This is a genomic window from Parafrankia sp. FMc2 (assembly GCF_041008525.1).
Taxonomy (GTDB): domain Bacteria; phylum Actinomycetota; class Actinomycetes; order Frankiales; family Frankiaceae; genus Parafrankia.
Map to the genome: position 1 here is coordinate 43,673 of NZ_JBFLUG010000013.1, position 16,237 is coordinate 59,909.

A 16,237-nucleotide genomic window follows, 5' to 3' on the forward strand; every position below is an offset into this window, starting at 1 on the left:
CGCCGCCTCACCCGCCCGGCGGGCGGAACCGCTCGAACCGGAACGCCGCCAGGGCCTCGCCGCGGTCCTCTCCGAGCACCTCCGCCGCGACCAGGTCGCCCGCGTGCAGGCAGAGCGTCGCGCCGCTGTGCGAGACGGCGAAGTGGAAGCGAGGTAGATCGGCGACCCGCCCGAGCACCGGCAGGCCGTCCGTGGGAATGGGCCGTTCACCGACCAGGACGCTGTGCGCCGCCGTACCCGCCGTGCCCGCCGTGCCCGCCGCGTCGGTCGCGCCCGCCGCGGGTCGGGTGCCGGGGTAGAGCGTGCGGCCTGCCTCGAGGAGCTCCTCGACCGCTGACGGCGCGACACTGATCTCGCCGGTGTCGGACGTGCCAAGGGCACGGTCGATCTCGGCGGAGTGCAGCAGCAGCCCGCCGCTTCCGTCCGGGCGCAGATGGACGCGTGGCGCACGGACCACACGGGACACCGGGACGGCGGCAGCGGCGGTCGGGGCGGTCGGGGCGGTGCGGACGAGCACGCCGCGGGTGTTGCGCATCGGCAGGTCCAGGCCGGCGAGACGGGCGATCTCATCGGCCTGTGGGCCCGCGCAGTTCACCACCGCCTCCGCGGCGATCCGCCGTCCCGAGGCGAGTCGAACCGAGAATCCCCCTCCCGCGGGGATCTCCAGGCCGGTGACCGGGTCCCCGGTGACGAGTTCGGCGCCGCGGGCCGCGGAGCTGGCCAGCAGGTGCCCGATCAGGCGGGCCGGCTCGAGCCATCCCTCCCGGGGGAAGAAAACGATCTCGGCTGCCGGCAGCTCGTCGGGGGCGATACCCGGTTCCAGAGCCACCACCTCCGCTCGGCTGAGCCACTGTGTCTCATAGCCGCGGGCGACGAGGCCGGCGACCCTCGTCCGCAGTTTCTCCCGTTCGTCATCACCGGCGACCCATTCCAGGTTCCCGCTCTCGTGGTACCAGTCGCTGCCGGGCACCGCGGCCGCCAACCGGCGGTGGGCCTCCATTCCCGCGACACGAAGATCATGATAGGGACGCGGATGCCGACCCGAGGAATTCGTCCACGCGAACGTCGCGCCGGAGGTGCCGCCTCCCGCCGCTGCGGCCTCCACCAGGAGGACGTGAGCACCCCGTTCTGTCAGCGAGGCAGTTACCGCCGCGCCGTAGACACCGGCGCCGACAACGACCACGGTCATGCTGCTGCTCCTTGCTCCCCGATCGCCAGGGGACTGATGGGACAGGTGATGCCGGCGCCATCCGAGGCATCGGAACGTCCGTGTCACGGACGACGGGAATCCTCCACTGACCGCGGTAGGACCCAGGCCGTTGGCGGCGGGACGTGCGCACCGGCAAGCAGCCAGACCATCACACATGTAACTAGTTTCAGCAACCAGCACCTGCGGGGCTGTCACGGCCGCCGAGGCTCTCGCCCTGACGCACGCTCGAGACGGGTCGGGGCGCGGACAAAGCCGACCCCGCCCGGCGCCACACCGGCAACAGAGCAGAGGTGCGAACACGGTCCGACGCCGACATCGAAAGCCGGCAGAAGCCGGTGGAAGCGCGTCAACCAAAGACTTCAGCGGATTCTTCCCGCGTTTCGGCGACCCGTTCAGGCCGCCGACGTGAACCCTTTCATTCGCCCGCGCCACTCATCCGGTCCGACCTTTATCAATACCGGCACAGCGGGAGATGGCCGACGCCATCTCCCGGCCAGGAAATCACCTTCGAGCCCTGCCGACAGCGGCGAACGCCCAGTTCGACGGCTGCGTCGCGGGCCAAGAAGACCTCCACCTACACCCACGAATCCGTATGCGCACGCCACCGCCCGACAGGAAGCCAGTCAGTCTCAGCGACGAACAACACCGACGGCGCGAGATGAACGAACAGCAGAGGTAGAGATACGAGAAGGGCGGAGGCATCAGAACGGCGGGGAAACCCGCTCCCCGCCACTTCTAATTTATATCGCACGGGGGGGCTTGCAGCAAGGCCCGGGTCGTGCCACAGAATCGTCGGCCGAGGCCACGACACGCGGAAAGGGGGCACGACGTGGGGTGTGGTGTCGACGTAGGGGGCACATGGTGAGGCCGGGCCAGCGGTGGAACTGGCAGTGCGCTCGCGGGCGTTCGGGGCACCGGTGCGGGGCTGCGTGCCGACCGAACGGCCGGCGCGACCGGCTGACCCACCAGAGGGAGGACGGCCAGGAATGACGACAGGCCCGACGAGAGGTTCGGCAGCGCTGGCGGCGCCGGTGATGCGATCGGCCGCGTCAGTGGAGGCGAGCACGGCTGCCGCGGAGGCATCGTTCATGATCGAAAAGTATGTGCTGGATCTTCGGGAGGTCGACGAGACGCAGGCCGCGGTCGCTGGTGGCAAGGGCGCGCACCTGGGCGGGCTGTCTCGGATCGACGGCATCCGGGTGCCGGGTGGCTTCTGTGTGACGACCGGTGCCTTCCGGCGGATCATGGCGGAAGCGCCGTCGATCGACGATCGGCTGGAGCAGCTGTCCGGCATGAGCCCGGACGACCGGGAGGGGATTCGCGCACTCAGCGCACAGCTTCGCCGGATCATCGAAGGGGTCGCCATCCCGCACGACCTCGCGTCGGCGATCATCCGCGCGCTTGCGCGGCACGGCGAGCAGGCCGCCTACGCCGTCCGATCGAGCGCGACGGCGGAGGACCTGCCGACGGCCTCCTTCGCCGGCCAGCAGGACACCTACCTGAACGTCGTCGGGCCGGCGGAGATCCTGCGGCACGTCAGCCGGTGCTGGGCCTCGCTGTTCACCGAGCGGGCCGTGACCTACCGCCAGCGCAACGGCCTCGACCACCGCACGGTCCACATGGCCGTGGTCGTGCAGCAGATGGTTCTCCCGGCGGCGGCCGGCGTCCTGTTCACGGCCGACCCCGTCACGGGAAACCGGACGGTCGCCACCGTGGAGGCCGGCTTCGGCCTCGGCGAGGCCGTGGTCTCCGGCCTGGTGAACCCGGACGTCTTCACGGTGCGGCACGGCGACGTCGTCGCCCGGGCGATCGCCGCCAAACAGCGTGCCGTTCACGCCGTGGCGGCCGGTGGTACGCAGGTGGTGGCCATCGACGCGCAGCGGCAGAGGCAGCCGGCGCTGACGGACGCGCAGGTCCTGCGGCTCGTGCGGCTCGGGCGGCGGATCGAGGCGCACTTCGGCCGCCCGCAGGACATCGAATGGTGCCTGGCCGAGGGTGGCTTCCAGATCGTGCAGAGCCGGCCGATCACGACGCTGTTCCCCATCCCCGAGGCCGGTGACCAGGAGAACCACGTCTACGTCTCGGTCGGTCACGGGCAGATGATGACCGACCCGATGAAGCCGCTGGGGCTGTCCCTGTGGCGGCTGACGGCCCTGGTGCCGATGCACGAGGCCGGCGGGAGGCTGTTCGTGGACGTCACCCCGCGGCTGGTCTCACCCGCGAGCCGCGCCGGCCTGCTGGACGCCATGGGCAGGGGCGATCCGTTGGTCAGGGACGCGCTGGAGACCGTCCTCGACCAGGACGGCTTCGTCCCGTCGCTCCCGGACACGAGTCCCGCCGGGCCGCCGGGCGGCGCCGTGCCCGCCCCGGTCGAGACCGATCCGGCCATCGTCGCCGAGCTGGTCGAGCGCAGCCGGGCGTCCGTCGCCGCCCTCGAGCGCGACATCCGGACGAGGACCGGACCGGCACTGTTCGACTTCCTGCTGGAGGCCTTCGCGGAACACAGGCGCCTCCTGGGTGATCCGCTGAGCATGCGGGTGATCATGGCGGGGATGGAGGCCACCTGGTGGCTCAACGACAGGCTGCAGGAGTGGCTGGGCGAGAAGAACGCCGCTGACACGCTGACGCTGTCCGCCCCCGGCAACGTCACGTCCGAGATGGGCCTGGCGCTGCTCGACGTCGCCGACGTGATCCGCCCGCTGTCGGAGGTCGTGGCGTTCCTGCAGGGCGTCGAGGACGACGACTTCCTGGACGAGCTGGCGACACTGCCGGGTGGGGCCGAGGCGCGCGACGCCATCGAGGCGTATCTCGACCGGTACGGCATGCGCTGCGTCGGCGAGATCGACATCACGAGGCCGCGGTGGCGCGAGCGCCCCACCACGCTCGTGCCCGTCATCCTTGACAATGTCAGGAACTTCGAGCCGGGCGCCGCCCGGCGGCGCTTCGAGCAGGGCCGGCAGCGGGCACAGCGGAAGGCACAGGACGTGCTGTCACGCCTGCGGGCCCTGCCGGGCGGAGACGAGAAGGCCGACGAGACCAGGCGGATGATCGACCGGGTCCGCACTTTCATCGGGTACCGGGAGTACCCGAAGTACGGCATCGTCAGCCGCTCCTTCGTCTACAGGCAGGCCCTGCTGGCGGAGGCCGAGCGCCTGGTGCGGGCCGGTGTCCTCCGCGAGCGGGAGGACGTCTTCTACCTCACGTTCCAGGAGTTCCATGACGTCGTGCGCGCGCAGCAGGTGGATGACCAGCTCCTCCAGCAGCGCAGGGACGCGTTCCGCTCGTACCACGCGCTCACCCCGCCCCGGGTCCTCACCTCGGACGGCGAGGCCCTCACCGGGGCGTACCGGCGCGACGACGTGCCGGCCGGTGCCCTGATCGGTGTGCCGGTCTCCGCCGGGACCGTCGAGGGGCGGGCCCGCGTCATCCCTGACCTGGCGCAGGCCGATCTCGAGGCGGGCGACATTCTGGTCACGGCCTTCACGGACCCCAGCTGGTCGCCCCTGTTCGTCGCGGTCGCCGGCCTGGTGACGGAGGTGGGCGGCCTGATGACGCATGGCGCGGTGATCGCCCGGGAGTACGGCCTGCCGGCCGTCGTGGGCGTGCAGCGGGCCACCCGGCTGATCCGGGACGGGCAGCGGATCCGCGTGCACGGAACCGACGGGTACGTCGAGATCCTGCCCTGACCGATCCCTCGACCGAGGGCCGTGACGTCACCACCGCGACGTCAGTGCAGACATCAGTGCCGACGTCAGTGCCGTGACGTCACTGCCGCAGCCCAGGAATCGATCATGGTCCGGGCGATGGACAGCCGTCCTGGGAGCAGCAGCTGGCCCCGGTCGGCGTCGGTTGCGGCTGCCCAGTCGTTCCGCGCCAGGGCACCGTCAAGGTCGTGGCGGTGCACCCATCTCGCCTCGGCGATCTCCTTGTCGTCGAGCCGGATGGGCTGGCGCGGGTCCGCGACGGCGTGGAAACCGATCATCAGCGACCGCGGGAAGGGCCATGCCTGGCTGCCCAGGTAGCTGATGTCGGAGACGTCGACGCCGACCTCCTCGGCGATCTCCCGTGCCACGCAGGCCTCGAGGGACTCACCGGCCTCGACGAAGCCGGCGAGCACCGAGAAACGATCGGCGGGCCAGGTGCGCTGGCGGGCCAGCAGCACCCGGTCGGCGCCGTCGTGGACCAGGCAGATCACCGCCGGGTCGGTGCGCGGGTACTCCTCATGCTGCCCCGCCTCGCAGACCCGCGCCCAGCCGGCGTTGCGCGGGCGCGTCGGCGAACCGTCCCTGGCGCAGAACCGTGCGTTGTCGTGCCAGCTCAGCAGGGCGACGGCGGCAGCCATCACGGCGGCCTCGAGCGCCGGCAGCTCGGCGCCCACGGTGTACAGGTTCAGCCACGGGGACGGGCCGTCCGCCGCAGCCTCGTCCCGCGCGCCCCGCACCGCCCAGTAGGTCAGGGATTCGGCCTCACCGAGCAGCACCGCGTCCGGCGGTGGGGCGGCGGCGAAGTCCCTGGCCGCGACGGTCCGCAGCCGGGGCCCGGGCTGCGCGGTGTCGGACTGCGACGCGCCGGAGGCGGCCGGGGCGCTGGGGACGGCTGGGGCGGCTGTCCACTCGACCGGGCTGCGGCCCTCGGCATCGACGATCACGACCTGGGCTGCGGCCCAGCCCAGCTGGTGGCGGCCGGCGTCTCGCCGAAGGTGTTCGTCGCGCAGGATCTTCGCCCCTGCCAGAACAGGCGGGCTGACCAGCCGAAAATCGCTCACGGCCCCATCTTCCAGCACGGGTCACGGCATCGGCCGGTCTTTTTCGGTGGGGGAAACCCGGGGCCGGGGCGGCGCGAAGAGGTCCGAACCGCACGCCAGCCCGAGGCTCCCCCGCCGCGTGCGCGGCGCAACGGCAGGGCAATCAGGCGGTGGCTGCCCCGCAATCCCCGGCGGTGACACTGCCGCGTGATCGGATCCACCGACCCGCGCGCGTCAGGCCGGCCAGACCATCCCCGCCGGCCTTCGTCGCCGCATGCCGTCCGGGCGCGGGTGCGACTGTGCGGGAGGCGCGCATGTTCCACCTGGGCTGGTTCGTCGGCAGCGGCTTCGGGCCGCAGGCCTGGAACGACCAGTGGTCGGGGACCCTCGCCACCGAGTGGACGGGCGGCGGCTTCTACACCGACCTCGCCCGCTCACTCGAACGCGCCTTCTTCGACTACCTGATCCTCGAGGACGGCCTCATGATCACGGACACGTACCAGGGGACGATGGAGGTCGACCTCGCGCACGCCTGGGAGTCCCCGCGGCTGGACCCGATGGCGGCGGTCGCGGTGATGAGCCAGGCGACCTCGCACATCGGGCTGGTCGCGACCGTGTCCACGTCCTTCTACCCACCGTTCATGGCGGCCCGGATGCTCGCCTCGCTCGACCATCTCTCCGCGGGCCGTGTCGGGGCGAACCTGGTCACGTCCAGCAGCCACCGCAGCGCGCAGAACTTCGGCCTGCCGGAGCACTTCGAGCACGACCTGCGCTACGACATGGCCGACGAGTGGATGGAGCTGGTCGACCGTCTCCTCTCCTCCTGGGAGCCCGGCGCGGTCGTCGCCGCCGACGGGGTGTTCGCCGACCACCGCAAGGTGCACAGGATCGACTTCGAGGGCCGCTTCCACCGCAGCCGCGGGCCGCTCAACGCCCCCGCCGGGCCGCAGGGCCGGCCGGTGATCTGCCAGGCCGGCGGCTCCCCCGCCGGCCGGGAGTTCGCCGCCCGCCACGCCGACACGATCATCGCCGTCCCGCACGGGGTCGACGCCATGCGCGCCTACCGCGACGACATCTCCGCGCGGATGATCCGGCACGGGCGCAAGCCGTCCGACTGCAAGGTGCTCTTCCTGGTCAGCCCCGTACTCGGGGAGACCGACACCGAGGCCCGCGACACCCTGGCCCGCCGCCGCGCCCGGCAGCGCGACCCGGCGGTCATGGACACGATCCTCGGCCAGATGTCCTACTTCAGCGGCATCGACTTCGCGCAGTTCGATCTGGACGCGCCGTTCCCCGACCTCACCGGGAAGGTCAACGGGCACCAGAGCTCGATGGCCCGCTTCACCGCGGCCGCCGGCGGGCGCACGCTGCGGGAGACCGTGATGGACCACGACACGGTCGAGTCCGTGGAGCTGGTCGGCTCACCGGACACGGTCGCCGTGCAGATGGGCGAGGTCATGGAGACCGTCGGCGGCGATGGTTTCCTGATCGCCACGCCGGTGCACCGCCGGTCCGTCAGCGAGATCGCGGACGGGCTCGCACCCGCCCTGCGCCGGCGCGGCCTGATGCGCTCCTCCTACCCGCACGACCTCTTCCGCGACAACCTGCTCGATTTCTGATCCATCGGACGGCGCGGCGCGGCGCTGGCGGTGCCGGTGCCGGTGCCCGTCGTCGCCGAGTTCCGCAACGTCGGCGGTGTTGTCGCGATCGGGCTCGTTGTGCCCCGGACCAGAGATAGGTTGCTGTGCGTGCCCGATCTCGATCTCGCTGTCTCCTCGCCCGCCAAGGCGTTCGCAGTCCTGAGGGAAGGCAACGCGCGTTTCGTACAGGGTGAACGGCTGCACCCGAACCAGGACGCCGACCGCCGCTCGGCGGTGGCGCCCAGACAGCATCCCTTCGCCGTGCTGTTCGGATGCTCCGACTCCCGACTGGCAGCCGAGATCATCTTCGATCGGGGGCTGGGAGACCTCTTCGTGGTCCGGACCGCCGGGCACGTCGCGGGGCCCGAGGTACTGGGCAGCATCGAGTACGGCGTCAGCGTGCTCGGCGCACCCCTCGTCGTCGTTCTCGGACACGATTCGTGCGGCGCCGTCACCGCGGCGTCCGAGGCGGATCGTGACGGGATCGCGCCTGTGGGCTACCTCGGGGACGTGGTCGAGCGGGTCATGCCCAGCGTGCTGTCCGCGCGGGCAGCCGGGCACACCGATATCGACGCGTTCGTACGCACGCACATCCGGCGGACGGTTGATGGCCTGGTCGGCCGGTCGGTCCTGCTCGCGGCCGAGGTCGCCGCAGGACGATGCGCTGTGGTCGGCCTGTCGTACCGGCTCGCGGAGGGCACCGTCAGCATGGTCAACAGCCACGGACCTGTACCCACAGCCTCCGACAACCCGCACCCGTGACCCGCGCCGGCAGTCCTGCGCGGCTGTCGCCGCGGACCATGGTCGAGATCGCGGCGATGCGCAAGGCCGCGGACGCCCGCCCGGTTCCTGTGGGGCGGTCAGGGCGGGGCGTCGGACCGGGCGGTCCTCGAAGCCCGCGGGGAGATCTGCGCCCGGCCAGGCCTGCTGGGCCCGACCGCGAGCATCCGCCAGATCGCCCCTGGCGGCCCGCTCCAGGTGCGGCCCGCCCCGGGGCGACGGCGGGTAGGTGCCTCAGCCCTTGGCCGGCGCCTCCTTCTCCTCCTTGTTCGGGCCGAGCAGCTTGAAGACGGCCCCGGTCGGGTCGGTCGCGACCGCGAGACGCCCGTAGGGGGTGTCGGTGGCCGGCTGGACGGTCGCGCCACCGAGCCTGTCGGTGAGCGCGAGGGTGGCGTCGGTGTCCTCGACCGCGAAGTACACGCCCCAGTGCGACGGCACGCCCTCCGGGAGAAAAGCCGACGCGTCCATGATCCCCGCGTGCTCGTCGCCGGAGTCGTCGACCTGGACGGTGTAGCGGAAGTCGTCGCCGTCACCCATGATCTTGGTGTGCCACCCGAAGACCTCCTGGTAGAACGGCACGGAGCTGCCGAAGTCGCGGGTCATCAGCTCGAACCAGCCCGGCGCGCCCGGCTCGGCCAGCAGCTCGAAGCCGCGGTGCGCTCCCGGCTGCCACAGGCCGATCACCGCGCCGGCCGGATCCGTCACCACGGCCATGGTGCCGAGGTCGGCGACCGCCATCGGCGGGATCATGACGCTGCCGCCGTGCTCGGGGACCGCGGCCACGGTCTTCTCCGCGTCCTGCGTCAGGAGGTAGACGGACCAGACGTCGGGCAGTTCGGGCTGCTGCTTGGGCATCCCGCCCGCGACGCGGCGACCGTTGCGGGTGAAGGTGAAGTACCCGCCGAACTCGGCATCCGGCTCCTCGGCGGTCCAGCCGAACAGCTCGCTGTAGAAGCGGCGTGCCCCGTCGACATCGGCGGTCATCAGGTCGACCCAGCAGGGGGCTCCGGTCAGGGTGGTCTCGTGAGCGGGCATCACGGGCTCCTTCGCTGTCGTGGCGCGCGGTACGCGGTGTGCGCCCGGCGTTCGCCGTTCGCGTGCTGTCGACACCTTGGACCCGACCACCGACAGAAACTCATCGCCGCACGGCCATCCCGCCCAGAAGCAGGCAGAAGGCGCCGGCCGCGGGCGGAAGCCCGGTTCCGCCCGCTTCGCCGGCCCGCCGCGCTGGCACCCGCCGCGCTGGCACCCGCGGCGGGCGTCAGCCCTTCGGCTGCTCCTCCTTGTTCGGCCCGACGAGCTTGAAGATGGCACCGGTGGGGTCGGCCGCGATCGCCAGGCGGCCGTAGGGCGTGTCCACCGGGGCCTGGGCGGTGAAGCCGCCGAGCTTCTCGGCCAGCGCGACGGCGTCGTCGGTGTCCTCCACCGCGAAGTACACGCCCCAGTGCGACGGCACGCCCTCCGGGAGGAAGCCGGCGGCGTCCATGACCCCGGCGTACTGCTCGCCGGCGCCGTCGACCAGCACGGAGTAGCGGAACTCGTCACTGTCACCGACGACCTCCGCCTGCCAGCCGAAGACCTGCCTGTAGAAGGGCACGGCGGCCCTGAAGTCGCGGGTCATCAGCTCGAACCAGCCCGGCGCACCCGGCTCGGCGAGCACCTGGAACCCGCGGTGCGTGCCCTGCTGCCACATGCCGACCACGGCGCCGGTCGGGTCGGTGACCACGGCCATGGTGCCCAGGTCCGCGATGGGCATCGGCGGGACCATCACGGTGCCGCCGTGCTCTCTCACGGCCTCCGTGGTCTTCGCCGCGTCCGGGGTCAGCAGGTAGGTGGTCCAGACGTCCGGCGCCTCGGCCGCCTGCTTCGGCATCCCGCCGGCGATCATCCGGCCGTCCGGAGAGAAGAACATGAAGTACCCGCCGAACTCCTCGGACTGCTCGCCGGGGACCCAGCCGAACAGCTCCGCGTAGAAGGCGCGGGCACCGTCGACGTCCGAGGTCATCAGATCGATCCAGCAGGGGGCGCCGGGCAGGGTGGTGTCGTTCGCGGGCATCGCGGGCTCCTTCGCCGTCGTGGCGCACGGTGCGTGGGCCTGGGGGTGCGCCCCCGCCGCCGTTCGCGTGGTGTCGACACCTTGGACCTACCCACCGACAGAAGCTCATCGCCGCGGCGGGGCCCGCGCGCCGGGAGAATCCCGACCGGCGCTGGCGCCTCCTACTCCGCGGCGCCCTCCTCGCCCGCGGCCTCAAGGTCACCTTCCAGTTCCAGGTAGGTGGCCTGCAGACCGGCCAGCGTGCTCTCCTCGGGCGCCTCCCACAGGCCGCGCTCGGCGGCCTCCAGCAGACGCTCGGTCATGCCACGCAGAGCCCACGGGTTGGACGTCCGGAGGAACTCCCGGTTCTCCGGGTCGAACACGTAGGAGGCCGCCAGCGACTCGTACATCCAGTCCTGGACGACCCCGGCGGTGGCGTCGTAGCCGAACAGGTAGTCGACGGTCGCGGCCAGCTCGAAGGCGCCCTTGTAGCCGTGCCGGCGCATCGCGGCGATCCAGCGCGGGTTCACCACCCTGGCGCGGAACACCCGGTGGGTCTCCTCCTGCAGGGTGCGGGTGCGCACCGCGTCGGGCAGCGCGCTGTCCCCGACGTAGGCGGCGGGAGACGTCCCGGTCAGCGCCCGCACGGCTGCCACCATCCCGCCGTGGTACTGGAAGTAGTCGTCCGAGTCGACCAGGTCGTGCTCGCGGGTGTCCTGGTTCTTGACCGCGATCTGGATACGGCGGAACGCCGTCTCCATGTCGGCCCGGGCCTCGGCGCCGTCCAGACCGCGGCCGTAGGCGTAGCCGCCCCACACCGCGTACACCTCGGCGAGGTCGGCGTCCGAGCGCCACTGCCGCGAGTCGATCAGGGGCAGCAGGCCGGCGCCGTAGGCCCCGGGCTTCGACCCGAAGATCCGCGTCGTCGCCCGCCGCAACGCCGCCGGGTCGACCGGGCCCGACGCGCCGGGCGAACCGGAGGAACCGGCCGGATCCGCCGATCCGGACGGGCTCGCCGGGCGCAGGGCGCCGGGGAGACCGAGGGCGGCCAGGTCCGCACGGACGTGCGCGGCCAGGGCGTTGACGTCGTCCGGCTCGTCGAGCGCGGCCACCGCCCGTACCGCGTCGTCGAGCAGGGCGACGACGTGCGGGAAGGCGTCGCGGAAGAACCCGGAGATCCGTACCACCACGTCGACCCGCGGACGCCCCAGCTCCGGGCCCGGCACGATCTCGAAGCCGGTCACCCGCCGGGACGCGTCATCCCAGGTCGGGCGGCAGCCGAGCAGCCAGAGCACCTCGGCGATGTCGTCGCCCTGGGTGCGCATGGCGGACGTCCCCCACACGGTCAGCCCGACGGAGGCCGGGTAGCCGCCGGTGTCGGCGAGGTAGCGCTCCAGCAGCGAGTCGGCGAGCGCACGGCCGGTCTCCCAGGCGAGCCGGGACGGGATGGCCTTCGGGTCGACGGAGGCGAAGTTGCGCCCGGTGGGCAGCACGTTGACCAGGCCGCGGGTCGGCGAGCCGGACGGGCCGGGCGGCACGAACCGGCCGCCGAGCGCCCGCAGCGTGTTGCCGATCTCGTCCGGGGTGCGGTTCAGCCGGGGGACGACCTCCGTCGCCGCGAACCCGAGAACCCGCTCGACCTCGCTCCGCGCCGCGGCCGGCACCCCGACGCTCCGCGCCGCGGCCGGCACCCCGACGCCGCCCCCCGGCTCGCCGACGCCGCCCCCCGGCTCGCCGGCGGCGGCTCCGGCACCGGGCCCGGCACCGGCTCCGGCGTCGGCCGGGGAGATCACATGACGGGCCACGACGTCGCGGACGGCGTCCGGTGACCACGCGGCGGACTCCAGTGCGGCGACCAGCGAGCGGGCCGTCTCCTCGAACGCGTCCACCTGCGCCCGGGACGCCTCGAGGTCGCCCTCGGTGTGCCCGAGCGCCGTGCGCAGGCCCGGTACGGCGCCTGCGCTGCCCGCCCACATCTGGTTCGCGCGCAGGATCGCGGTGACCAGGTTCGTCTGCGCCTCCCCCGCCGGCGCCACCCCGAGGATGTGCAGGCCGTCGCGGATCTGGGTGTCCTTCACCTCGCACAGGTAGCCGTCGACGTGCAGCAGGAAGTCGTCGAAGTCGTCGTCGCTGGGCCGGTCGGCCTGGCCGAGGTCGTGGTGCAGCTGGGCGGACTGGATCAGCGTCCAGATCTGGGCGCGCACCGCCGGCAGCTTCGCCGGGTCGAGGGCGGCCAGCGTCGCGTACTCGTCCAGGAGCTGTTCCAACCGGGCCATGTCGCCGTAGGAGTCGGCCCGTGCCATCGGCGGCACCAGATGGTCGACGATCACCGCGTGCGCGCGGCGCTTGGCCTGGGTGCCCTCCCCCGGGTCGTTGACCAGGAACGGGTAGACGAACGGCAGGTCGCCGAGGACGGCGTCCGGCGCGCAGCCGGCCGACAGGCCGAGCCCCTTGCCGGGCAGCCACTCCAGCGTTCCGTGCTTGCCGAGATGGATGACGGCGTCGGCGCCGAAGACCTCGTCCAGCCAGCGGTAGGCCGCCAGGTAGTGATGGGACGGCGGCAGGTCGGGGTCGTGGTAGATCGCCACCGGGTTCTCCCCGAACCCCCGCGGCGGCTGGATCATCACGACGATGTTGCCGAACCGCAGCGCGGCCAGCACGATCGCCGGCTCCGCCGCCGACGTCCCCGACCGCACCCCCACGCCGCTCGTGGCGCCGCTCGTGGCGCCGTTCCCGACCAGCGGGCTGCCGTCGTCGACGTAGAGCGAGCCGGGCGGCGGGCCCCAGTGCTGGGACATCGCGGCGCGCAGCGGCTCGGGCAGGCGGGCGAACCAGCGCTCGTAGGTCGACGCGGGCACCCGCGCGGGCGCGGCGGCGAGCTGTTCGGCGGTCAGCCATTCGACGTCGTGGCCGCCGGCGGCGATCAGCGCGTGGATCAGCGTGTCCCCGACCGAGGCGTCCGGCCTGGTGATCTCGGCGGCGGCGGCGGGGCGCAGCTCCTCTCCCGGGTAGCCGTCGCCGAGGTCATAGCCGGCGGCGCGCAGCGCGTCGAGCAGCAGCACCGCCGAGGCGGGCGTGTCCAGGCCGACGGCGTTACCCACCCGCGAGTGCTTCGTCGGATACGAGGAGAGCACAATGGCGATCTTCTTCTCGGCGGGCGGGGTGTGCCGCAGCGCGGCCAGCCGCGCGGCGATCCCGGCGACCCGGGCGGTGCGCTCCGGATCCGCCGCGTACACCGGGACACCGCCCGGCCCCTCCTCCTTGAAGGAGAACGGCACGGTGATGATCCGGCCGTCGAACTCGGGGATGGCGACCTGCATGGCGGCGTCCATCGGCGACAGGCCGGCGTCGCTGCCGTCCCAGACCGCACGGGAGGACGTCAGGCACAGCCCCTGCACGACCGGGACGTCCAGCGCGGCGAGCGCGCCGACGTCCCACGCCTCCTCGTCACCACCGGCGGAGGCGTCCGCAGGGCGGGTGCCGCCGGCGGCGAGCACCGTCACGACCAGGGCGTCCACCCCGGCGAGATCGCGCAGCACCCCCCCGGCGGCCGCGCCGCGCAGCGTGGAGCAGAACACCGGACGCGCGTTCGCACCCGCGCCCTCGAGCGCGTCACACAGGGTGTCGACGAAGGCCGTGTTGCCGGAGGTCGCGTGCGCCCGGTAGAAGACGACGCCGACAGTGGGCCGGTCGGCCTTGACCGCCCACTCGCCGTGCCTGCCGTGCTCGGGCAGGACGACCGGCGCGGCGAAGCCGAGGCCGGTGAGCAGCAGCGTGTCGGAGAGGAAGCGGTAGAGCTCGGCGAGGTTGGCGACACCGCCCTCGACCAGGTAGGCGAGCGCCTCGGTGGCGACACCGGCCGGCACCGTCCCGCGGGCCATCAGCGCGGCGTCCGGGGTCGCCTCGCCGCCGAGGGCGACGACCGGCAGCCCACTGGCGACGACGGCGGCCAGGCCGTCAGGCCAGGCTCGCTCCCCGCCGAGGAGACGCAGGACGACCACCTCGGCACCGGCGAGGAACGCCGGTACCGCCTCGGCTTCGAGGCGTGCCGGGTTCGCGACCCGCCAGGGCGCTCCGCAGGCACGCGCGGCGAGGAGTTCGGTGTCGGCGGTCGAGATGAGAGCGATCACCGGATCCGCGTGTTCGGCCGGATCCGCCTGTTCGGCCGGGCTCGGCTGGTCTGCCGGCACCGGCTGCTCCGTCGACATTCAGGGTGCTCCCGGGGGGACGAAGGGAAGACCGGCCGGTGCGCCGCGCTCCAGCAGTGTGCGCACCGCCCGCAGGTCAAGATGGTCGGCGACCAGGTCGCCCAGGGCATCAAGGCGGCGGGCCCGGACATCGGCGAAACAGGTCTCGGCCGGGCGGAACGACCGGCCGGCCGCCGCCGCCACACCGGCCAGGTAGGCCCGCCGGAACTGGTCGTTCTCCAGCAGTCCGTGCCAGCTCGTCCCGTGGACGCCGCCGACCCGCGCGCCGTCGACGGCGAACCGCTCCACCGCGGTGAGACGGGAACCCGTCCCGCCGGGTCGCAGCGACTCGTCGAGCACCGGTCGGCCGTGCCGGATCTCGTAGCCCGTGACGGGGTGGCCGTCCGCGCTGACCCCCGACCGCTGCCCGAGCACCTTGTCCGGCGCGAAGCGGGTGATCAGTGGCAGCAGACTCAGGCCGGGCACCTCCCCCGCCCGGGACTCGACGTCGTCGTCGATGCGCACCCCGAGCATCTGGTAGCCGCCGCAGATCCCCAGGACGGGCAGCCCCGCGGCGGCCCGGGCCACGATCGCGTCGGCGAGCCCGCGCCGCCGCAGCCAGGCCAGGTCCGAGACGGTCGCCCGGGTCCCCGGCAGCACCACCAGGTCTGCGTCGGCGATGTCGTCCACGCTGGTCGCGAGCCGCACCGACACCCCCGGCTCGGCGCGCAGGGCGTCCAGGTCGGTGATGTTCGACAGGCGCGGGAAGCGGACCACGGCGACCCGCAGCCGGTCCGGGCCGGTGTCCGCGCCGCCCGGCCCGGCCGAGCCATCGGCGGGGCCCAGGTCGGGATCCGGATGTGAACGCAGGTCCAGCGAGTCCTCGACGTCGAGCCACAGGCCCGCGAGCCAGGGCAGGACGCCGAGGACGGGACGTCCGGTGAGTCCTTCGATCTGACGCAGCCCGGGCTCGAGCAGCCGGGCGTCCCCGCGGAAACGGTTGATCACCCAGCCGGCGACAAGGGCCTGGTCGGCCCGGTCGAGCAGGGCGAGTGTCCCGAACAGGGAGGCGAACACACCGCCGCGGTCAATGTCGCCGACGACCAGCACCGGTAGCCCCGCCGCCCGGGCCAGGCCCATGTTGGCGATGTCGGTCGCCCGCAGGTTGATCTCCGTCGGTGACCCGGCCCCCTCGCAGATCACCGCGTCGAACCGGCCGCGCAGGTCGGCGAGGCAGTCCAGGACGATGCCGAGCAGACGCTCCTTGTACGGCCGATAGCCCAGCGCGTCGACCTCGGCGAGGGGACGTCCGAGCACCACCAGCTGGCTGTGGCGGTCGGAGCCGGGTTTGAGCAGCACGGGGTTCATCGCGGCCTCGGGCGCGACCCCGGCGGCCGCGGCCTGCATCGCCTGAGCCCGGCCGATCTCCGCGCCGTCGGCGGTCACCACCGAGTTCAGCGCCATGTTCTGGGCCTTGAACGGGGCGACCCGCACGCCCTCGCGGGCCAGCCACCGGCACAGCCCGGCGGTGAGGATGCTCTTGCCGGCGTCCGAGGCGGTCCCGGCGACCAGCAGCGCCCCGCCGGCCGCCCCGCGGCCGGTTCCCCTGCCCGTGCCACTGCCACTGCCGGTACCCGCGAT

At 72.9% G+C, this 16,237-nt stretch carries 9 protein-coding genes; 3 read left to right on the forward strand and 6 right to left on the reverse strand.

Annotated elements, in window-relative coordinates:
- Positions 1–7: 7 nt before the first annotated feature.
- Positions 8–1,189, reverse strand: a complete 1,182-nt coding sequence (locus AB1460_RS07365) for an NAD(P)/FAD-dependent oxidoreductase (RefSeq protein ID WP_368959846.1) — start codon at positions 1,187–1,189, stop codon at positions 8–10.
- Positions 1,190–2,298: 1,109 nt separating this feature from the next.
- On the opposite strand from AB1460_RS07365, the gene rph reads away from it, so the two are divergent.
- A complete protein-coding gene (gene rph, locus AB1460_RS07370) occupies positions 2,299–4,896 on the forward strand; it encodes a rifamycin-inactivating phosphotransferase (protein WP_368959847.1) in 2,598 nt (865 codons plus the stop codon).
- A gap of 65 nt (positions 4,897–4,961) precedes the next feature.
- Here the strand turns inward: rph and nudC are convergent, their stop codons facing one another.
- Entirely contained in the window at positions 4,962–5,975 is a 1,014-nt protein-coding gene (nudC, locus tag AB1460_RS07375) for an NAD(+) diphosphatase (protein WP_368959848.1), read from the reverse strand.
- Between the two features lie 293 nt (positions 5,976–6,268).
- Between nudC and AB1460_RS07380 the strand changes: the two genes are divergently transcribed.
- Both AB1460_RS07380 and AB1460_RS07385 read left to right on the forward strand, forming a co-directional pair.
- Positions 6,269–7,573, forward strand: coding sequence for an NtaA/DmoA family FMN-dependent monooxygenase (locus AB1460_RS07380; RefSeq protein WP_368959883.1), 1,305 nt, complete (start codon positions 6,269–6,271; stop codon positions 7,571–7,573).
- Between the two features lie 129 nt (positions 7,574–7,702).
- On the forward strand, positions 7,703–8,356 hold the full coding sequence (locus AB1460_RS07385; RefSeq protein ID WP_368959884.1) for a carbonic anhydrase: 654 nt from the start codon (positions 7,703–7,705) through the stop codon (positions 8,354–8,356).
- 252 nt (positions 8,357–8,608) lie between these two features.
- On the opposite strand, the gene AB1460_RS07390 is transcribed toward AB1460_RS07385, so the two are convergent.
- The 4 genes from AB1460_RS07390 to AB1460_RS07405 form a co-directional block, all read right to left on the reverse strand.
- Positions 8,609–9,409 (reverse strand): VOC family protein, encoded by an 801-nt coding sequence (locus tag AB1460_RS07390; RefSeq protein WP_368959849.1) that lies wholly within the window; start codon positions 9,407–9,409, stop codon positions 8,609–8,611.
- Positions 9,410–9,635: 226 nt separating this feature from the next.
- Entirely contained in the window at positions 9,636–10,430 is a 795-nt protein-coding gene (locus AB1460_RS07395) for a VOC family protein (RefSeq protein ID WP_368959850.1), read from the reverse strand.
- A 161-nt stretch (positions 10,431–10,591) separates the two neighbouring features.
- On the reverse strand, positions 10,592–14,617 hold the full coding sequence (cobN, locus tag AB1460_RS07400) for a cobaltochelatase subunit CobN (RefSeq protein WP_368959851.1): 4,026 nt from the start codon (positions 14,615–14,617) through the stop codon (positions 10,592–10,594).
- Positions 14,618–16,237, reverse strand: a complete 1,620-nt coding sequence (locus tag AB1460_RS07405; RefSeq protein ID WP_420497216.1) for a cobyric acid synthase — start codon at positions 16,235–16,237, stop codon at positions 14,618–14,620.